Raw genomic sequence first — 17,657 nt, 5'->3', positions numbered from 1 at the left:
TTACAGTCCTACTCAACTGTGCGGAGGTGGGATAACGAAATCGAATTCTAACGAATGACTGATTTCTGTCCCACTCTCTTTTCTTTCGCTGTTTGAAGCTTAATTTTTGGGCAAAGATTTGGTATAATGGAAGGTATGAAACATTCGGAAAAAGAATCACAATACCAGCTCTTGCTGGCTCAGTTAGACGCTCTCTTAACAGGAGAAAGCAATGCCTTGGCTAATCTGTCCAATGCCAGTGCGCTCTTAAATCAAGCCCTGCCTCGTTCGGTCTTTGCAGGCTTTTATTTGTATGACCAAACGGAATTGATCTTGGGACCTTTTCAGGGAGGTGTTTCTTGTGTCCATATCGCACTTGGAAAGGGTGTCTGTGGAGAAGCAGCTCAAAAGCAGGAAACCATGATTGTTGAAGATGTGCGCCAGCATGCCAACTATATTTCCTGTGATAGCCGGGCTATGAGTGAGATTGTGGTGCCTATGGTCAAGGACGGTCATCTCCTTGGGGTTTTAGACCTGGATTCGGAGTGTGTCTCTGACTATGATCAGCTGGATCAAGAGTATTTGGAAAAGTTTGTCGCTCTCTTGATCGAAAAGACAAACTGGGACTTTAAGATGTTTGGGGTTAAGAACTAATGTATCAAGCTTTATATCGGAAATACCGTAGCCAGACCTTTGGCCAATTGGTCGGCCAGCAAGTGGTGGCACGGACATTGAGACAGGCCGTCGAGCAGGACAAGATCAGCCATGCTTATCTCTTTTCGGGTCCTCGTGGAACTGGGAAAACCAGTGTGGCCAAGATCTTTGCTAAGGCCATGAACTGTCCCAATCAAGTCAATGGGGAGCCGTGTAACAACTGCTATATCTGTGAATCCATTACCAATGGGAGTCTTGAAGATGTTATCGAGATCGATGCAGCCTCTAACAATGGGGTCGATGAAATTCGCGATATTCGCGACAAGTCGACCTATGCTCCAAGTCTAGCCAAGCACAAAGTCTACATTATCGATGAGGTCCACATGCTCTCGACAGGGGCCTTTAATGCCTTGTTGAAGACGCTGGAAGAGCCGACGGAAAATGTGGTTTTTATCCTCGCAACGACAGAATTGCACAAAATTCCTGCGACCATTCTGTCACGGGTGCAACGTTTTGAATTCAAATCCATCAAACTGCCAGATATTTTCCAGCATTTGGAAAATATCCTAGCTACTGAAGGGATTGCCTATGAAGCAGATGCTGTCCAGATCATCGCCCGGCGCGCTGAAGGTGGGATGCGGGATGCTTTGTCCATTTTAGACCAAGCCCTAAGTCTGACTGCAGGTAGTGAGTTGACGACAGCAATAGCTGAAGAGATTACGGGCTCCATCAGTCTAGCTGCGCTCGATCAGTACGTGGCTGCCATCCTGGCTCATGATGCGACAGCGGCGCTGGATCAGCTGGCGATTATCTTTGATAATGGGAAGAATATGGCCCGTTTCGTCACGGACTTACTTCAATACCTGAGAGATCTCTTGATTGTTCAGACAGGCGGAGAAAACACTCACGCTAGTGACTTATTTGCGGCGAATCTTGAAGCCGATCAAGCCCGTCTCTTTGCTCTGATTGATCAGGCGACGACTAGTCTAGCGGATATCAAAAATAGTCTGCAACCGCGTATATATACTGAAATGATGACCATTAAATTGGCTGAAAGTACAGGCCAAGTTTCTAAGTCAGCTGCAGTGGAGGTTCCTTCCAATGTGCTAGCTCAGCTGGAAGACTTGAAGAAGGAAGTCGCTCAACTCAAGCAACAGTTAGCGCAATCAGGTAGCAGTCTTCCTGCTTCAAAACCAGCGGTAACTCGTCCAACCAAGTCGAGCAAGGGCTACCGTGCAGATCGAAACAAGGTCAATGCCATTTTACAAGAGGCGGTTGAAAACCCAGAGTTGGCACGGACCAACTTGATCCGTCTTCAGAACGCTTGGGGGGAAATCATCGAGAGCTTGGCAGGTGCGGATAAGGCCCTCTTAATCGGATCCCAGCCGGTCGCTGCCAATGAAAATCACGCTATTTTAGCCTTTGAGTCTGCCTTTAATGCTGAACAGACCATGAAGCGGGACAACCTCAATACCATGTTTGGAAATATCCTCAGCAATGCTGCGGGCTTCTCACCAGAGATTTTAGCGGTTTCGATGGAAGAATGGACCCAAATCCGGGCAGAGTTTTCGGCTAAGGCGCGTGGTCAAAAAGCGGAAGTGGTGGAAGAAGAGGAAAGTGTCATCCCTGAGGAATTTCACTTTTTATCCGATAAAATCACCCTGCAAGACGATTAATACATGAATTTTTTACTGAATCATGGTAAAATAATTTTATGAATAGAAAACAATTTGCAGTGATAGCAGTCTTTACTGCTATGGAGACTTATTTTTTCAATGAAGCGACCATGGCGGGTCAAATGCTCTTTGCATGTTTTTGGGCCCTCTTGATCTTGCGCAATCTCCAGACGGCCTATATGGTGGAGAAGATTGCTAGTGCCATTGAAAAAGAAATCAGAAAGAAAAGAAAATAAAACCTTTGAAAAGGAATCCTTTTTCAAAGGTTTTTTTCTTGTTTTAAAAGGCTTCTTGGCATTGTTTGCGGTAATCTCCTGGGGAGAGGCCGACCTTCTGTTTAAAAGCCTTTGTAAAGTAGGAGTAGTTGTCATAGCCCACCTGGAGAGCGACTTGGTAAATGGGGGTATCGCTTTGCGATAGCATCTCTTTTGCAGCGGCCATCCGTTTATCGGTGATGTATTTCACCAGGGTTTCGCCGGTGTCGCGCTTAAACATCCGTGCTAGATGATCTGGACTAAGAAAAACCATTTCGGCCAGCTTGGTGCGACTGATATCCTCCTTGTAATGGTGGTCGATGTAGTCGGTGATCCGCTGGATGAGATTGGATTGGTGTTCTAGATCGATCACATAATGGCGAGCAGAGCTCCAGTAATCCCCAATATAGGCTTCAAAAGCTTCGATGGCATGAAAACGCCGTTCGAAGAGAAATTGATGGTGTTTGTTTTGAAATAACTTGTGAGCGAGAATTCCGTTTTTATCCAGATAAATCCCAATTTGCTGGGTCCAGTCTAGCTGGAGTTCACTCAGATCTGAGAGCGGGATGCGATCTTGAGTCTCTAAGCTATGGATGATTTGGAGAAGCTGTTCCGTCTCTAGTTGATTTGTAAAAGTAAGCGATGTCCGATGAGCGGGCTTTTGAGGTTGTGGACCCAAAGAAGCATAGGAGTGGATACTGTTCCAATGGAAGACTTGTTCTTCACTGTATTGGCAGAGTTGCAGAGCCTTCATCAAGAGCGTCTCAAGGGAAATAGCATCTGAATAGAGAAGGATAGAGGATCGGTCTAAGTCTTGCTGGATCTTCTGCTGGATAGCCTTTAGGAAGTCTGCACACTCTGTAGTCTGATTCTTTTTGAAGAGGCAGAGGTAGCGATCGGTCTGGCTTTCGATTTTACTGAGGGCGCAGTAGTGGACAGGGAAATCCAGGGAGAGATCCTTGATACAATGGCGGAGCTGCAAGCGCCAAGAAGGGACGCTGGGGTGAAAGTCTTCTTCAACTAAGTGGAGAGTGATGAGGACCAAGAGGTAGTCTTCATGTGGTTTAGGGCTATAGCCCCGTTTTGTTACTTCTTGAAGGAGCTGTTCTGCTTGAGATGGACGCGGTTTTCGCAAGTAGTCATGCCAAAATTCAGCTTCTTTTTGTCCTTGCTGGGCTAATTGTGCTGCACTCTTGTGGCGCTTGATCTTATTGAGGGCTTTTTGAATGATAAATTCTAAGCGGTCGGGGTCAATCGGTTTGAGGTAGTATTCAAAACTTTGGAGTTCAATGGCTTTTTGGGCATAATTGAAATCAGCATAATTGGTGAGGAAGATCGTTTGAATGTCATATTTTTCTGACCGGACCCAGGCTAGGAGATCTAGCCCACTGCCTTGTGGCATCTCGATATCACTGATCATGAGGGCAATCGGGTGGCTTTGAATGATGGCTTGGGCTTGGCTCAGACTGGAGGCGGTATATACCTGCTCAATGCCCAAGGCTTCCCAATGGATGGTTTCCTGCAGGGCTTTAATGATAAAACGATCATCGTCAACGAGTAGGATATTCATGTGTGTCTCCTTTGTAGGGTTCATAAGGAAGGCTCAGTTGGATGTGGGCACCTCCTTGGGATCCATTTGAAAATTGAAGGGTGTAGTGATCTGGATAGAGGAGATCTAGTCGCTCCCGTGCATTGGTCAAACCAATGTGGTGGCCATCTTCTGTGACTAAGGATTTTTTCTCTGCTAGATCTTGTAAGATAGCGGAGCTAAAACCAGGTCCATTATCCTGAAGGGAAATGGCAAGGTGTTGGTTTGCTTCTTCATGAATGGAAAGCTGGATGTGGAAGGAATCTTGGAAAGAAAATCCGTGTTTGATGGCATTTTCCACAAAGGTTTGTAGAAGCAGGGGTGGAATAGCCGCATCTTTCAGACCAGGATCCCAGTCCAGATCAAAGTGGATGCTGTCCCCATAGCGGATTTTCTGGATCTCTAGGTAATTTCGGATATGTTGGATTTCATCTGCTAAGCGATTGAAATCTTGATTGGCTTGAAAGAGGTGGCGCAAGTAGTTGGAAGTCACCTTGGTCAACTCCTCGATTTCCTTATAGTCCTTGGTTTGGAGCATGCTGTGAATCATGGAAAGCATGTTGAGGTAAAAATGGGGTCGGACTTGATTTTTGAGATAGTTGAGTTCGACTTTTTTGAGATTGAGTTGCGCGTGGTAGGCTCGAATTTGAAGGTCTTTCATATGGATTAGGACCTGATTGAGCTTGTGATTGGCCTGATCGATCTCTAAGATCCCTTGGTCTTCGATCACATCTAGCTTGGTAGAAGCAGCATCTAGCTGCGAAAGACGTTGGGTGAGTCGTTTCATCGGTTGGATCATCCGTTGACGAATATAAAGGATCAGAATGGTGGAGAGAACGGCGATGATCAAAGGGACCAAGGAGAGAAGGGTTTCCAGTACGATATTTGTACGGAAAACGTCTCCGTAATCGACCGTCACATACAGATCAAAAGGCAGGTGGGTTTGATTGCTACCGGCTTGAATGACGGAATCTGTAGCATGGATCTGGTTGGGGCGATCGATGGATAAGCGCCCTTTTTTTCCAATATTGAGCTTTTGCAAGGGTTTTAAAATATCCTGGGTAGAAATGATGGCATAGATAGCCTTGCCTTTGTAATGGAGGGATTTTAAGAGATAATCATGCTGGTTCAGGCTGATTCGTTGCCATTTTTGACTAGTCTTGTCTGTTTCTTTGTCATAGGTCTTAAGATGATCTTTCAATTGTACATAGTCCAGGTAGGGCAGTTGAAGACTGGAGGCATTGAAAAAATGGGAGATATCTCGTGTCTCGATGAAAAAGGTAATGGGGCTATCCATCTGGTACTGGAACTCCGTAAAATCGATCCGCAATTTTTTTAGATTTTCATGAAAATCCGTGAAATCAAGTGGGGTATTGAGCTCTGTCAAATAGTCATTATGACTAATGGTACTGTACATAAAACGCTCAACGGAGTGAAGCTCTGTGTTTAAGGAATCCGCATAGATATGAATCGAGTCCTCTAAATGGAGCATATTTTGGTGTTTAATAAAATTTCGACTAATCCCACCAATCAAAAGGTTGATCAAGGTATTGACGACTAAGAGGAGAAAGAGTAGGCGCGAAAAAAATTGAATCGAGTGATCTCGTGTACTTCTGTGAATAGCTTTCATAATGAGCACCTCACATATATTATAGCACTATTTGAAAACGGATTCATGAACAAAACCGATAATAAAGTAAAAAAAATCGGGAAAGTGCATGTTTTTGTGTGGAGAAAACGGAAAAGTGGATGAAGATGCACGAAAAAGTTCTATAAAGATGGAAAGGATTCCTATAAAATAGAGGAGAAAGAAAAGGAGGGCCTTATGAAAAGCGAAGTAAATGCGAAGCAGAGCAAATTTAAGAAAAATATTCCTTTATATGTGCTGCTCCTGCCATCGATTATTTTATTGATTTTATTTGCCTATATCCCTATGGCGGGTCTAGTCATCGCTTTTAAAGATTACTCTCCCGCTACTGGGATATTTGGAAGTCCTTGGGCTGGTCTCAAGTATTTTAACCAGTTCTTCTCATCCTTCCAATTTGCGACAACCATGAAGAATACCTTGAAAATTTCTATTTACAGTATTCTGGTTGGTTTTCCCTTGCCGATTGTTCTAGCCATTATTTGCAACCAGATTCGTGTGGGCAAGTTCAAAAAAATCTTTCAAGTAACAACTTATTTGCCTCATTTTATCTCGACCATGGTCATGTGTGGGATGATTATTCTTTTTCTCTCTCCAAGTAGTGGACTGTTAGCCAATGTCCTCAAATTGGTCGGCTTAAAGATGCCTGCTCTCTTATCCAAACCGGGTAGCTTTGCAGGTGTCTATGTCTGGAGCGATGTCTGGCAACATATCGGTTGGGATAGTATCATTTATCTAGCCGCTCTATCGGCCATTGATCCGACCTTTTATGAGGCGGCGACTATGGACGGGGCGAGTCGATTGCAAAAAATCCGTCATATTGACTTACCCTTACTGTTACCAACGGCGATGATTCTCTTGATTCTCAGAGCAGGAAGCCTACTCAGTGTTGGTTTTGAAAAGGTCTTGCTCTTGCAAAATCCACTCAATCTGGCAGGAAGTGAAATCATTTCGACCTATGTCTATAAAGTGGGGATGATTAATTTCCAATATAGTTATTCGACAGCGATCGGTCTCTTTAATACCTTGGTTAACTTGATCATCTTATTGTCGGTCAACTGGTTTGCGAAACGCTATACCAAGACAGGATTGTTCTAGAAAGGAGGAGAAATTGTGAAATTGTTTCAACATGCGAGAAAGACCAAGTCAGAAATCCTCTTTGATGTTTTTATCTATGGTCTAGCGATTTGCTTGATTCTCTTGATTGTCTACCCTTTGTGGTTTGTCATTATTGCCTCCTTCAGTAATCCGTCTGATGTGGCAACTGGTAAGGTTTGGTTTATCCCGAGGGAATGGCGACTAGACGGCTATCAACGCTTGATTGAGCAGCCTTTATTTCTAAAGAGCTATCTCAACACCATCCTTTACACGGTTGTGGGAACCATCGTTGCCCTGGTCATTAATATCCCGGCTGGTTACGCCTTGTCGCGAAAGGACCTCTTTGCTAAGAAATGGGTCAGTGTCTTCTTTATCGTTCCCATGTTTGTCTCTGGGGGCTTGATTCCCATTTATTTGACAGTGAAACAAATGGGATTGGTCGACACCTTCTGGGTAATGGTTGTACCGTTTGCAGTATCTCCTTACAATATCGTTGTAGCTCGAACTTTCTTTAACAATAGTATTCCAGAAGGGATGTGGGAAGCCGCCCAGATCGATGGTTGCGGAACCATTTATTACTTCAGAAAGATCGTGCTCCCCTTGTCCAAGGCTATTATTGCCGTTATTGGACTTTGGACAGCAGTAGGGATCTGGAATTCTTGGTTCAATGCCCTGATTTATTTGACCAATGAAAATCTCCAACCCCTACAACTGATCCTGCGACGTCTCTTAATTAGTAATCAAATGTTGCAGTCGCAAGCAACAGGGGAGGTAGCTTCTGACCTCCGTATCAAGGCTGATATGATGAAATATGCAGCCATCGTTATCTCAACAGCACCGATTATGATGCTGTATCCATTCGTCCAAAAATACTTTAATCAAGGTGTCATGATAGGGGCCTTGAAAGAATAGGAGAAGATCATGAAAAACAGGAAATTTGCCTATCTGCTCCTTGGAGCAGCTGCTTTAGCTGGCTTGACGGCTTGTGGAGCTTCCACAAATAAATCAAGCAATGACAAGAATGATGGAAATACCTTCAAGATCACGACCGTTCGTTGGTCGGATTGGGGGGAAGACTATCACAAAGGTTTTCTAGATGATTCAGCCAAGGAATCAGGTATCAAGATCAAATGGGATACCATGGTGGCTGCAGACTGGTCTGATAAGAAATCTGTTCTTGTTGCCAGTGGAGATTTACCAGACGCTTTCTTGGGATCCAATGCCTTCACGGATTCTGAAATCGCTCAGAACCAAAACATGTTCATTCCATTGGAAGACTTGATCAAGGATAATATGCCAAACTTGAACAAGGCCTTTGAAAAAGAACCGAAATTAAAAGCCATGGTGACCAATCCAGATGGTCATATTTACAGCCTGCCTAAGAAATTGCCAATGCGGCCAATCGTCGGCAACCAACTCTTTATTAATAAGAAATGGTTGGATAATCTTGGCTTGAAGATGCCCGAAACCTATGACGAATTGGTGACTGTTTTACAAGCCTTCAAGGACAAGGATGCCAATGGCAACGGCGATGTCAATGATGAAATTCCATTTGGCTCTGGTAACTTTGATCCGACCTTCTCTTATATTTTGCCATTCAACAACCGTCTGGGCGGAGATAACACCTATGAAATGTCCGTCAAAGATGGCAAACCGGTCTACCTCCGGATGGAAGAAAGTTATAAACAAGGGATAGCGGCGATGCATGAAGCCTACAAGAAAGGCTTGATCGACCCTGAACTCTTTACAGAAGATACCTCCATGTCTGTTGCCAAACGGATGGACAAGGGTGTGGCGCGTGTCGGTGTGTCAAGTGGTTGGACAGCAGATGCAACCTTTGGCCAACATGCTAGCGAATATGCTCCTCTCCCAGCATTGAAAGGCCCTGATGGCAAACAATATGTCATTTCTGACCCAGATCATTTGAACTATGGACGCAATGAAATCCTGATCACAAATAAGTGCAAGGACCCTGCAAAATTGCTCAAATGGTTGGATAAATTCTACACGGATGATGCCAGCATCCAAAACTTCTATGGATCCTTTGGCATTGCGACTGAAAAAGATGGCGACAAGTACAAGGTCTTGGCTCCAAAAGATGGTAAATCTGCCGATGAATGGGCTTGGATCAATTCCCTTCGTGACTTTGGACCAAAATATGTATCAGATGATATCAATAGTCATGTCGACATCGACCAAACACAGGGTGATGGTCTCAAATTGAAGATGGACAAAGAATTGAAACAATACGCTTTGCCAGCATATCCAAATGTCATCTACTCTCAAGAAGAATTGAACAAATTATCCTCTATTTATGTAGATATCAACTCCTATGTTACCCAACAAGCTTCTAAATGGGTAGTAGAAGGGGGCGTCGAAAAGGATTGGGACGATTACAAAGCAACCTTGAAGAAGATGGGCATTGATGACTTTATGAAGATTCAACAAGATGCCTATGATCGTTACCAAAAAGAAGTGAAGTAACAGGGGTCTAAATGGATTCAAGTAGGTAACTCAGGGGCGTAGAGCCCCTGAGTGCTTCCTTAGAGGAAGTAGCAGAAATTGAGATGAAGAACAAGGAGAAGAAGATGCAAAAATTATTTTCATTGGATGGACGCTTGGTCAAGACCTTGACCCGGTTGACAGACATCATTATCTTGAACACCTTGTTTATCGTTTGTTGCCTTCCGATTCTCACGATCGGTGCATCGCTTACGGCTTTAGCAACCATGTGGCACCGCTTGTTGAAAGGGGAAGATACGGATCTCGTCTTTCATTTTTTCCGTCTCTTTCGAGCTAATTTCAAGCAAGCGACGGTGATTTGGCTGACTTGTCTAGGACTATCAGCCCTTCTTTATCTGGATTACTGTCTTTTTTCAAATACGGCCTTCTTAAGTGAGTATGGGATTTGGATCTTGCTTCCCTTTATCGTCCTTCTATGTGGAGGGATGACCTTGATCTTCCCTTATATCGGCCTCTTTGAAGATCCTACAAAAAAGGTCTGTCTGAATAGTTTCCTCATTGCTCTCTTAAATCCTATTCAAATCATCTTTCTTATCTTCTTCAATCTGGCAGTGGTTTATATCAGTCTCAGTAGTCCTGAACGGTTACTGACAGCTATTTATCTCTTTACCTTTGGAGGTTTTGCTCTTTGGAGCTTCTTGAATGTTCGACTGACCGATCAGATCTTTTCAAAGATCCAAGAAGGAGGAGTCTTTGAAAAATAAGGTCAAGCAAGTGGGAAGTATATTTTTCTAATATTATTTAAATCGAATAAAGTTTCCTAGAAAATCTAGGAAACTTTTTTTATTTCATAAACATTTCACATTTCTTTTCTATAATAACTATAACAAATGATGAAAGCGCCCATATTGCATTGCTGTGGGCTTTGAAATGGAGGGTGAGTTCATGCTCTTACAACAGGCAATCGCCTATATTTCTCGAAAAAGAACGAGGAATCTGGTCCTTTTTCTGATTCTCCTCTTGATCCTCTCTTGCTTGTATTTCTGTTTTTCACTGATGCAAGTGGGAGAAAGGTTGGAGGACCATATCAAGCAGTCGGCTGGGACCAGTTTTGCCCTGACCAGTAAGCAGGGGGATACGCCCTTTGCTCTAAAGGAAGCTGAAAAGGTGCGAGAGCTTTCTGGGGTAGGAGCTATGGTTCCTCAATATGAAAGTCCCGTTCGCATTCTTGGTAAAGAGGCGGTGACGGGGCAGCAGTCGGTGGAACGGGATGATCTGGGTCAGGAAGCCAAGCAAGCGTTAGGTGCTGTCTTTACCCAGAAGACAGACCAGCACCTGGATTTCCGCAGTAGCAGTTTCCAACTGGTGCAAGGCAAACACTTATCCGACAAGGCTCGTGGCCAGATCTTGATTCACGAGGAGTTGGCTAAGAAGAACAAGCTAAAGGTCGGAGATTCCTTGACCTTATCCAGCTTTCAGATGGGAGAGACTCCTGCCAAAGAGCAAACTTTTAAAATCGTAGGGATCTTTTCAGGTAAGAAACAGGAAAAATTCACTGGGATGACCTCTGATCTGAGTGAGAATCAAGTCTACCTCCCTTATGAGGATGCGACTAAGCTTCTTGGTCTCAGTCAGCAAGAAGTGACCCAGGTCACCTTTGGGGTCAAAGATCCTGAGAAAATCGATGCCCTCTTGAAGCAAGTCAAAAACTTGGATCTGGATTGGCAGTCTCTGCGCGTGGTCGAAGATCGCAAGGCTTTTGACCAGATGAAAGAATCCTCTCAGACCCTAGAAGGCCTGGTGCGGATCATGATGATCGTCCTCCTAGTGACAGGAGCCGGTGCTCTATCGCTCTTACTGAGTCTCTGGACACGGGAGCGGATCCATGAAATCGGCGTCCTCTTATCCATTGGGAAAAGCAAGGGACGGATCTTTAGACAGTTCCTCTTGGAAGTGGTGCTGGTATCTTTACTAGCGGTGATCCCAGCCTTTCTCATCGGGCGGATGGTCAGCCATCGTTTCTTAGAGCAGTTTGTCGGACAGACGGGTCAACAGCAGACCCTAGACTTGCTCAACCAAGTCCCTCAAGGCCTTTCCTTAGGAATCGCCTATGCTAGCCTCTTGTGCTTGATCCTTTTGTCGCTCGGTGTAACTACCAGCATGATCTGGCGCAAGAGTCCAAAAGAAATATTAACAAAAATGAGTTAAGGAGAAATGACACCTATGTTAGAACTCAAACATGTATCCTATAGTTACCAAAGCTACCAAGAAGAGATCTTCTCAGACGTGAACTATCAGTTCGCAAATGGGACATTTTACAGCATTATCGGTCAGTCTGGAGCAGGGAAATCGACCCTCCTCTCCCTCTTGGCTGGTCTGGACAATCCCAAGAAGGGGCAGGTTCTCTTTGATGGGGAGGACATCCAAACCAAAGGGTCTAGCTACCACCGCAAGCACCATGTTTCCCTTGTCTTTCAGAATTACAATCTGATTGATTATTTGACGCCACTGGAAAATGTCCGCCTGGTCAACAAACAAGCTGGAAAAGAAATTCTCTTGGAATTGGGATTGGACGAAACGCAAATCAAACGCAACGTCCTTCAACTATCTGGAGGGCAGCAACAGCGGGTGGCCATTGCGCGTGCGCTCGTTTCAGAAGCACCTGTCATCTTGGCAGATGAGCCAACAGGAAACCTAGACGAACAGACAGCGGGTGACATTATTGCCATTTTGAAGAAGTTGGCCAAGGAACGCCAAAAATGTGTCATCGTTGTCACCCACAGTAAGGAAGTGGCAGAGGCCTCCGATGTTATCTTGGAATTGAGTCGCCGTAGCCTCGTTGAGAAGAGTAAGTAAGGAGGGAATGTTATGTTGCGCAATGCTTTTGCTTATATCACACGTAAATGGCCCAAGTCCCTCTTGCTCTTTGCCATCATTCTCCTCATGGGGACCTTGAGCTTGATCGGACTCTCCATGAAGGGAGCGACCCAAAAAGCTTCATCGGAAAGCCTGGGATCCATCACTAATAGCTTCTCCATGCAGATCAACCGCAGGACCAATCCAGGAACCCCTCGGGGAGCAGGGAATCTCAGAGGAGAAGATATCGAAAAAATCAGCCAGGTAGAGGGGATCACCTCCTCTATCAAGCGGATCAATGCCATCGCGGATATCCTAGACCACGAGATCATTGAGACTGAAGAAACCCTGCAAAATCAATCTCCAGAGCGGGCCAAGCACTTCAAGAATACCTTGATGGTGACAGGGGTCAATGACTCTTCTAAAGAAGATAAGTTTGTCTCTGGAGCCTACAAGCTGGTCCAAGGGGAGCACCTGACGGATAAGGACAAAAACCAAATCCTCATGCACGAAGATTTGGCGAAAAAGAATGGCCTCAAGGTAGGCGATAAGGTGCGTCTCAAGTCTAATCTCTACGATGCTGACAATGAAAAAGGGGCCAATGAAACCGTCGAAGTGACCATTAAGGGTCTGTTCTCAGGGAAGAACCAAGCTCCTCTAACTTACGCCCAAGAATTGTATGAAGATACCCTCATTTCTGACCTGGATACAGCTGCTAAACTCTATGGCAATACTGTCCAAACAGCTACCTATGAGGATGCAACCTTCTTTGCCAAGGGGGATCAGGACCTGGATGCCTTGATCGAAAAAATCAAAGCCTTGGATATCCCATGGAATTACTTTGACTTGGTTAAGAGCTCTTCTAACTATCCAGCCTTGCAAAAATCCATTAGCAGCATGTTCCAAGTGGCAGACTACTTGTTTATCGGTAGCCTCATCTTTGCTAGCTTGCTTCTCACCCTTCTCCTCGTCTTGTGGCTCAATGCCCGTCGCAGAGAAGTGGGAATCTTATTGGCTCTAGGACTCTCTAAGGTACAGATTGCGGGACAATTCGTAGCAGAATTGGTCATGATTTCCATCCCAGCCTTCCTCCTTTCCTATGGAGTTGCAGGACTTCTTGCCAAAGCTGTGGGAGATACGGTGCTTAAGAACGTAACCAGTGGCATTGCCAAACAAATGGCTCAAGAATCCTCTGCAGCCAACCTTGGTGGTGGAGCTGAGGCAGAAAGCTTCAGTAAGACCCTGACAGACCTCCATATGGACATCCAACCGAGCCAATTGCTGGTGATTGTCTTGGTTGGCGGCCTCCTCTTGATTCTCGTATCCATCCTTTCTTCTCAATGGCTCTTGCATAAGAAACCAAAAGATCTCTTGGTGGATGTCGAATAAGAGATTGTTTCCTAAAATAGAAATAGGGTATAATAGGAGGTAGAAGAAGTTTCTTAGATAAAAGGAAAGTGTATGAAGATACTAATCGTAGAAGATGAAGTCCTGATTCGCGAAGGGATGAGCGACTATCTCATGGAATGTGGTTATGAAGTCTTTGAAGCAGGAGATGGGCAGGAGGCCCTGGACCTCTTTCACAGAGAGGCGCCAGATCTGGTCTTGCTGGATATCCAGCTCCCTATCCTCAATGGCTTGGAGGTCCTTAAGACCATCCGGAAGACCAGCTCAGTCCCTGTCCTCATGCTGACGGCCTTCCATGACGAGGACTATAAGTTGACGGCCTTTGGAGAGTTGGCAGATGGCTACCTGGAAAAACCTTTCTCCTTGTCACTTTTAAAGGTCCGTATCGAAGCTATTTTTAAAAAGCTCCAGCCTTCCCGGGTCTTCACCTATGGAGAGGCACGGGTGGATTTTGAGAGCTACACAGCCAGTCTAGCTGGGCAAGCCATCTCTATGAATGCCAAGGAGTTGGAAATCTTGGAATACTTGCTCCATCATGAGGGCAAGGCACGGACCCGCTCTCAGATCCTCGATGCCGTCTGGAAGGAGACAGAGGAGATTCCTTTTGACCGGGTGATCGATGTCTATATCAAGGAACTACGAAAAAAACTAGAGCTGGACTGTATCGTTACGGTACGCAATGTCGGCTATAAATTGGAGAGACCATGACCAAACGGAGTATCTTTGCAAAGATCTTTCTGATCACCTTTGCCCTATTTAGTGGCTTAGTCATCCTTCTACATGCTTCGGTTTACTTTATTTTCCCGTCGACCTATATCGAGTCTCAGCGCCAGACGATTTTGAAGAAATCACAGGCCCTAGCCAAGAGTTTCCAAGGCCAGGAAGAAGGGACCATTGAGTCGGTCATCGACCTTTATTCCAAAACCAATGATATCAAGGTCTCAATCAAGGGCAAGGAAAAACAAAATGCCCTAGAGGTAAAGGATGACTTGCTCCTGAACCCGGATAGCCAGAACAATTCCCTGGTCATTGAAGAGCGAAAGATCCAGACCAAAGAGGGAAAGGACTTGATCTTGCAATTCTTAGCAACTGTCGATTCCCAAAAGGAAGCGCGGGACATCAGTCTGGGCTTTCTTCCCTATAGTCTCCTCGCTTCCTTTGTTCTGTCACTCCTTGCCTCCTATCTCTATGCCCGCCTGATTTCTGCTCCGATCCTGGAGATCAAGCAGATGACCAAGCGGATGAAGCGTTTGGATCGGACGGCCAGTCTTCCCATTCATTCGCAGGATGAGATCGGCGTCCTCAAGCAACAGATCAACGACCTCTATCACCATCTCCTAGAAGTGATCGACAATCTAGAGCAGCAGAAACAGGAAAATCTGAAGTTGGAGCAGATGAAGGTCGAATTCCTACGGGGGGCCTCGCATGAGCTCAAGACGCCGCTAGCCAGCTTGAAGATTATCCTAGAAAATATGCGGGATAAGATTGGCCGCTACAAGGATCGGGACCGCTACCTGTCGGTCTCCCTCGATATCGTCGATGAGATGAACCAGATCGTCTTAGAAATCCTGTCCCTGTCCTCTGTCCAAGAATTGGCCGGAGACAAGGAGTGGATCCAGCTGGATCAGGTCGTAGAGCAGATCCTCGACCAGTACAAGGTCTTGGCTCAATCCCGCGCGCTCACGATTGACAATCAGATCCCTGACAAAGCCGTCTATATGGACCCAGCGATTCTGAAATTGGTTCTCTCAAATGTCATCAGTAATGCCGTCAAGCATTCGGATGCCGGTGGAGAGATCCAGCTCCGTCTCGAAGAGGAAGGAACGCACTTGGCGGTTGAAAATACCAGCCAGGAAATGGTAGAGACCGCTGAGATGCCAATGACTGCTAGCCACCAGAAGAAGGAAGGAGGCTTGGGACTCTTTGTGGTCCAACACTTGCTAGACCATGAAGAACTGGCCTACCAATTTGATAAAACGGCTATGGGCTTACGCTTCCGTATGGAACTGCCCAAAGAGCCACAAGAATAAAAAGAGGCTGGGACAAAAGTCCTAGCCTCTCAATTATTTTTGGTTTGTTGAGCAAGACGCAGTGGTTGAGTGGGCTCTACTACGCTGATTTCATCAGCTTTTACAGCCCTACTCAACTGTGCGGAGGTGGGACGACGAAATCGAATTCTAACGAATTACCGATTTCTGTCCCACTCGCTTGTATTTAATCAACCTTTTCTACCTTTAGCAGTTGGCCGTGTTTTAATTCATAAATGGTATCCACATAGGTCAGGATGGAGCGGTCATGGGTCACCATGATGGCGCTCTTGTTTTTAGATTTGACTTCTTTTTGGATCAATTGGGCGATTTCTTGTCCCCGATCCGGGTCTAGGCTAGCCGTTGGTTCATCGGCTAAAATGACCTGTGGATTTCCGATGAAGGCCCGAGCAATGGCTGCCCGTTGTTTTTGCCCACCGGATATCTGATTCGGATATTGGTGGTAACAAGTTTCGATGCCAAGATCTGCCAACAAGGCTTTGACTTCCTCTTGGCGTTTTTTCTTGTCCTTTTCCCCTTTTAATTTGGCCACCAGTTCTAACTGGTCACCGATTTTCATATAGGAGAGGAGCTGGTGATCCTGAAAGATAAAGCCGAGCAATTCCAGCCGTTTTTGCGTCCACTGGCCTTGGTTGAGACCGGTCAAGTCTTGGCCTGCGATGCGAATCCGCCCCTCGTCTGCTGATAAAAGTAAGCCAGCGATAGCCAAAAGCGTGGACTTGCCAGATCCTGATGGGCCCAAGATGGCGACAAATTCGTTGGGTTCGACGCTTAAATTAAGCTGGTTGAGGACATGGTGCATCTGGTTGCCATCGGCGTAGGATTTTCTGATATTTTCTAATGCAATAATAGCCATCTTATTCTCCATTTCCACCAATGACTTCGATTGGATCTACTTTTTTGATTTTGACAAGGGACAAGGTACCACACAAGATAGAGGTCAGGATAAAGCTAAGCGAGATGGTGAGGTTGTCTTTCAGGGTCATAAAGGAAGGGACGCTATTGGGTAAAAATGGCGCCATTATAGTTGTCAGGCCAAGACCCAGCAGTACTCCGATAAGGGAGATGATGGTGAGCTGGGATAGTTGGACATAGGTAATCTGGCTCATGGACATGCCAATGGCCTTCAAGACGCCGAACTGTTTCAACTTCTGCAAGGTGAGGATATAGAAGAAAACCCCAAGGATAGCAGAAGAAGCGAGTAAGAGCACCCACGTGATCATCCGTAGCGTCAGGTTTTGAGCCTTGTAGCCAGGGATTTTATCGATTACTTGCTTCTTATCCGCCACCATCAAGTTGCTGGCTAGATCGCTAGAAGGGATGCTTTTCTTGGTCACAAGGGTTTGGGCTTGCCATTGATAGCTTGGATCTGTTTTTTGTCGCATGCCTGTGTAGGTATCCGAGCTGATAAAACCAATCTCGCTGTAGCCGTATTTGGCATTTTTCGCGAAGGCCACGACCTTGAGTTTTTGCTTAGAAGTTTTGTCGATCACTTGATCGCCGACTTGGATCCCTTCATCCTCTTTGAAAGAACTGTCCAAAATGACCTCGTTTTTCTTTAGGTCGGAGATCTTGAGGTCTGTATCTTCCATGATTGGATTGAGGATTTCTTCTTCGTTGTGATCGGTCGCGAAGTAGGTGATATCCAGAGTATTGGAATCCTCTGTTTTTGAGACGGTTGCCCGCTGGATGGACAAACCCGAATAGTCCATCCCCTCTATCTTTTGGACCTCATCTAAATCTTTCTCCGTAATGGTTGAAAAGGGGATAATCCCTTCTGAATCCGTAGAAAGGATGTAGTGCAGCGACCCATAGTTATCGATTTGAGCCGATACCGAACGGCCCAGTCCATTTGTCAGCCCGGACAAGAACACCACCATAAACATGAGAATGGTAATGAGGAGTTCAATCAGGATAAACTTCTTGGGTTGGTATTTAATTTCATTCCATGCGATTTTCATATTCGTTCTCCTTTTAGCACGGAGGTGC

Annotated in this window: 16 protein-coding genes; 12 read left to right on the top strand and 4 right to left on the bottom strand. The window is 45.4% G+C overall.

Going from position 1 to position 17,657, the window contains the following annotated elements; genetic code table 11:
• Positions 1-135 precede the first annotated feature (135 nt).
• The 3 genes from HMPREF2918_RS07040 to HMPREF2918_RS07030 are packed head-to-tail and all read left to right on the top strand — an operon-like array spanning position 136 to position 2,545.
• On the top strand, positions 136-633 hold the full coding sequence (locus HMPREF2918_RS07040; protein ID WP_023918486.1) for a GAF domain-containing protein: 498 nt from the start codon (positions 136-138) through the stop codon (positions 631-633).
• Positions 633-2,309 (top strand): DNA polymerase III subunit gamma/tau, encoded by a 1,677-nt coding sequence (gene dnaX / locus HMPREF2918_RS07035; protein WP_049472607.1) that lies wholly within the window; start codon positions 633-635, stop codon positions 2,307-2,309. Before HMPREF2918_RS07040 ends, dnaX begins: the two co-directional genes overlap by 1 nt.
• Positions 2,310-2,347: 38 nt before the next feature.
• The gene (locus tag HMPREF2918_RS07030) at positions 2,348-2,545 is read left to right on the top strand and encodes a DUF3272 family protein (protein WP_003002577.1); all 198 of its coding nucleotides are present in this window, start codon (positions 2,348-2,350) and stop codon (positions 2,543-2,545) included.
• Positions 2,546-2,588: 43 nt separating this feature from the next.
• Here HMPREF2918_RS07030 and HMPREF2918_RS07025 read toward each other — a convergent pair whose 3' ends face one another.
• The gene (locus HMPREF2918_RS07025; RefSeq protein WP_049472608.1) at positions 2,589-4,133 is read right to left on the bottom strand and encodes a helix-turn-helix domain-containing protein; all 1,545 of its coding nucleotides are present in this window, start codon (positions 4,131-4,133) and stop codon (positions 2,589-2,591) included.
• Positions 4,114-5,781 carry a sensor histidine kinase gene (locus tag HMPREF2918_RS07020; protein WP_070595006.1) on the bottom strand — a complete coding sequence of 556 codons (1,668 nt, stop codon included), beginning with the start codon at positions 5,779-5,781 and terminating at the stop codon, positions 4,114-4,116. Before HMPREF2918_RS07020 ends, HMPREF2918_RS07025 begins: the two co-directional genes overlap by 20 nt.
• Positions 5,782-5,976: 195 nt before the next feature.
• Between HMPREF2918_RS07020 and HMPREF2918_RS07015 the strand changes: the two genes are divergently transcribed.
• The 9 genes from HMPREF2918_RS07015 to HMPREF2918_RS06975 all read left to right on the top strand — a co-directional run bounded on the left by HMPREF2918_RS07015 (position 5,977) and on the right by HMPREF2918_RS06975 (position 15,650).
• Positions 5,977-6,894 carry an ABC transporter permease gene (locus HMPREF2918_RS07015; RefSeq protein WP_021153492.1) on the top strand — a complete coding sequence of 306 codons (918 nt, stop codon included), beginning with the start codon at positions 5,977-5,979 and terminating at the stop codon, positions 6,892-6,894.
• Positions 6,895-6,909: 15 nt separating this feature from the next.
• Complete coding sequence (locus HMPREF2918_RS07010; RefSeq protein WP_070595004.1) at positions 6,910-7,806, top strand: carbohydrate ABC transporter permease; 897 nt, start codon at positions 6,910-6,912, stop codon at positions 7,804-7,806.
• A gap of 9 nt (positions 7,807-7,815) precedes the next feature.
• Entirely contained in the window at positions 7,816-9,378 is a 1,563-nt protein-coding gene (locus tag HMPREF2918_RS07005; protein ID WP_070595003.1) for a type 2 periplasmic-binding domain-containing protein, read from the top strand.
• Positions 9,379-9,482: 104 nt separating this feature from the next.
• Positions 9,483-10,121, top strand: coding sequence for a YesL family protein (locus HMPREF2918_RS07000; protein ID WP_070595001.1), 639 nt, complete (start codon positions 9,483-9,485; stop codon positions 10,119-10,121).
• A gap of 181 nt (positions 10,122-10,302) precedes the next feature.
• On the top strand, positions 10,303-11,565 hold the full coding sequence (locus HMPREF2918_RS06995) for an ABC transporter permease (RefSeq protein ID WP_070595000.1): 1,263 nt from the start codon (positions 10,303-10,305) through the stop codon (positions 11,563-11,565).
• Between the two features lie 6 nt (positions 11,566-11,571).
• On the top strand, positions 11,572-12,213 hold the full coding sequence (locus HMPREF2918_RS06990) for an ABC transporter ATP-binding protein (protein WP_070594999.1): 642 nt from the start codon (positions 11,572-11,574) through the stop codon (positions 12,211-12,213).
• Between the two features lie 12 nt (positions 12,214-12,225).
• On the top strand, positions 12,226-13,602 hold the full coding sequence (locus HMPREF2918_RS06985; protein ID WP_070594998.1) for an ABC transporter permease: 1,377 nt from the start codon (positions 12,226-12,228) through the stop codon (positions 13,600-13,602).
• A gap of 72 nt (positions 13,603-13,674) precedes the next feature.
• A complete protein-coding gene (locus HMPREF2918_RS06980; protein ID WP_049491949.1) occupies positions 13,675-14,328 on the top strand; it encodes a response regulator transcription factor in 654 nt (217 codons plus the stop codon).
• Entirely contained in the window at positions 14,325-15,650 is a 1,326-nt protein-coding gene (locus HMPREF2918_RS06975) for a sensor histidine kinase (protein ID WP_070594996.1), read from the top strand. Before HMPREF2918_RS06980 ends, HMPREF2918_RS06975 begins: the two co-directional genes overlap by 4 nt.
• Positions 15,651-15,834: 184 nt before the next feature.
• On the opposite strand, the gene HMPREF2918_RS06970 is transcribed toward HMPREF2918_RS06975, so the two are convergent.
• Both HMPREF2918_RS06970 and HMPREF2918_RS06965 read right to left on the bottom strand, forming a co-directional pair.
• The gene (locus HMPREF2918_RS06970) at positions 15,835-16,524 is read right to left on the bottom strand and encodes an ABC transporter ATP-binding protein (protein ID WP_070594994.1); all 690 of its coding nucleotides are present in this window, start codon (positions 16,522-16,524) and stop codon (positions 15,835-15,837) included.
• 1 nt (position 16,525) lies between these two features.
• The gene (locus tag HMPREF2918_RS06965; RefSeq protein ID WP_070594993.1) at positions 16,526-17,629 is read right to left on the bottom strand and encodes an ABC transporter permease; all 1,104 of its coding nucleotides are present in this window, start codon (positions 17,627-17,629) and stop codon (positions 16,526-16,528) included.
• Between the last annotated feature and the right edge of the window lie 28 nt (positions 17,630-17,657).

Source organism: Streptococcus sp. HMSC065C01, assembly GCF_001813525.1.
GTDB classification, from domain to species: Bacteria; Bacillota; Bacilli; order Lactobacillales; family Streptococcaceae; genus Streptococcus; species Streptococcus parasanguinis_V.
The sequence above is the reverse complement of the archived record's forward strand: the minus strand, read 5'-3'. Positions and strand labels throughout refer to the sequence as shown.

Bases quoted from the DNA above. Each gene is read 5' to 3' on its own strand.
- HMPREF2918_RS07040 (WP_023918486.1), top strand. From the start codon at position 136: ATGAAACATTCGGAAAAAGAATCACAATACCAGCTCTTGCTGGCTCAG.
- dnaX (WP_049472607.1), top strand. From the start codon at position 633: ATGTATCAAGCTTTATATCGGAAATACCGTAGCCAGACCTTTGGCCAA.
- HMPREF2918_RS07030 (WP_003002577.1), top strand. From the start codon at position 2,348: ATGAATAGAAAACAATTTGCAGTGATAGCAGTCTTTACTGCTATGGAG.
- HMPREF2918_RS07025 (WP_049472608.1), bottom strand. From the start codon at position 4,133: ATGAATATCCTACTCGTTGACGATGATCGTTTTATCATTAAAGCCCTG.
- HMPREF2918_RS07020 (WP_070595006.1), bottom strand. From the start codon at position 5,781: ATGAAAGCTATTCACAGAAGTACACGAGATCACTCGATTCAATTTTTT.
- HMPREF2918_RS07015 (WP_021153492.1), top strand. From the start codon at position 5,977: ATGAAAAGCGAAGTAAATGCGAAGCAGAGCAAATTTAAGAAAAATATT.
- HMPREF2918_RS07005 (WP_070595003.1), top strand. From the start codon at position 7,816: ATGAAAAACAGGAAATTTGCCTATCTGCTCCTTGGAGCAGCTGCTTTA.
- HMPREF2918_RS07000 (WP_070595001.1), top strand. From the start codon at position 9,483: ATGCAAAAATTATTTTCATTGGATGGACGCTTGGTCAAGACCTTGACC.
- HMPREF2918_RS06995 (WP_070595000.1), top strand. From the start codon at position 10,303: ATGCTCTTACAACAGGCAATCGCCTATATTTCTCGAAAAAGAACGAGG.
- HMPREF2918_RS06990 (WP_070594999.1), top strand. From the start codon at position 11,572: ATGACACCTATGTTAGAACTCAAACATGTATCCTATAGTTACCAAAGC.
- HMPREF2918_RS06985 (WP_070594998.1), top strand. From the start codon at position 12,226: ATGTTGCGCAATGCTTTTGCTTATATCACACGTAAATGGCCCAAGTCC.
- HMPREF2918_RS06980 (WP_049491949.1), top strand. From the start codon at position 13,675: ATGAAGATACTAATCGTAGAAGATGAAGTCCTGATTCGCGAAGGGATG.
- HMPREF2918_RS06975 (WP_070594996.1), top strand. From the start codon at position 14,325: ATGACCAAACGGAGTATCTTTGCAAAGATCTTTCTGATCACCTTTGCC.
- HMPREF2918_RS06970 (WP_070594994.1), bottom strand. From the start codon at position 16,524: ATGGCTATTATTGCATTAGAAAATATCAGAAAATCCTACGCCGATGGC.
- HMPREF2918_RS06965 (WP_070594993.1), bottom strand. From the start codon at position 17,629: ATGAAAATCGCATGGAATGAAATTAAATACCAACCCAAGAAGTTTATC.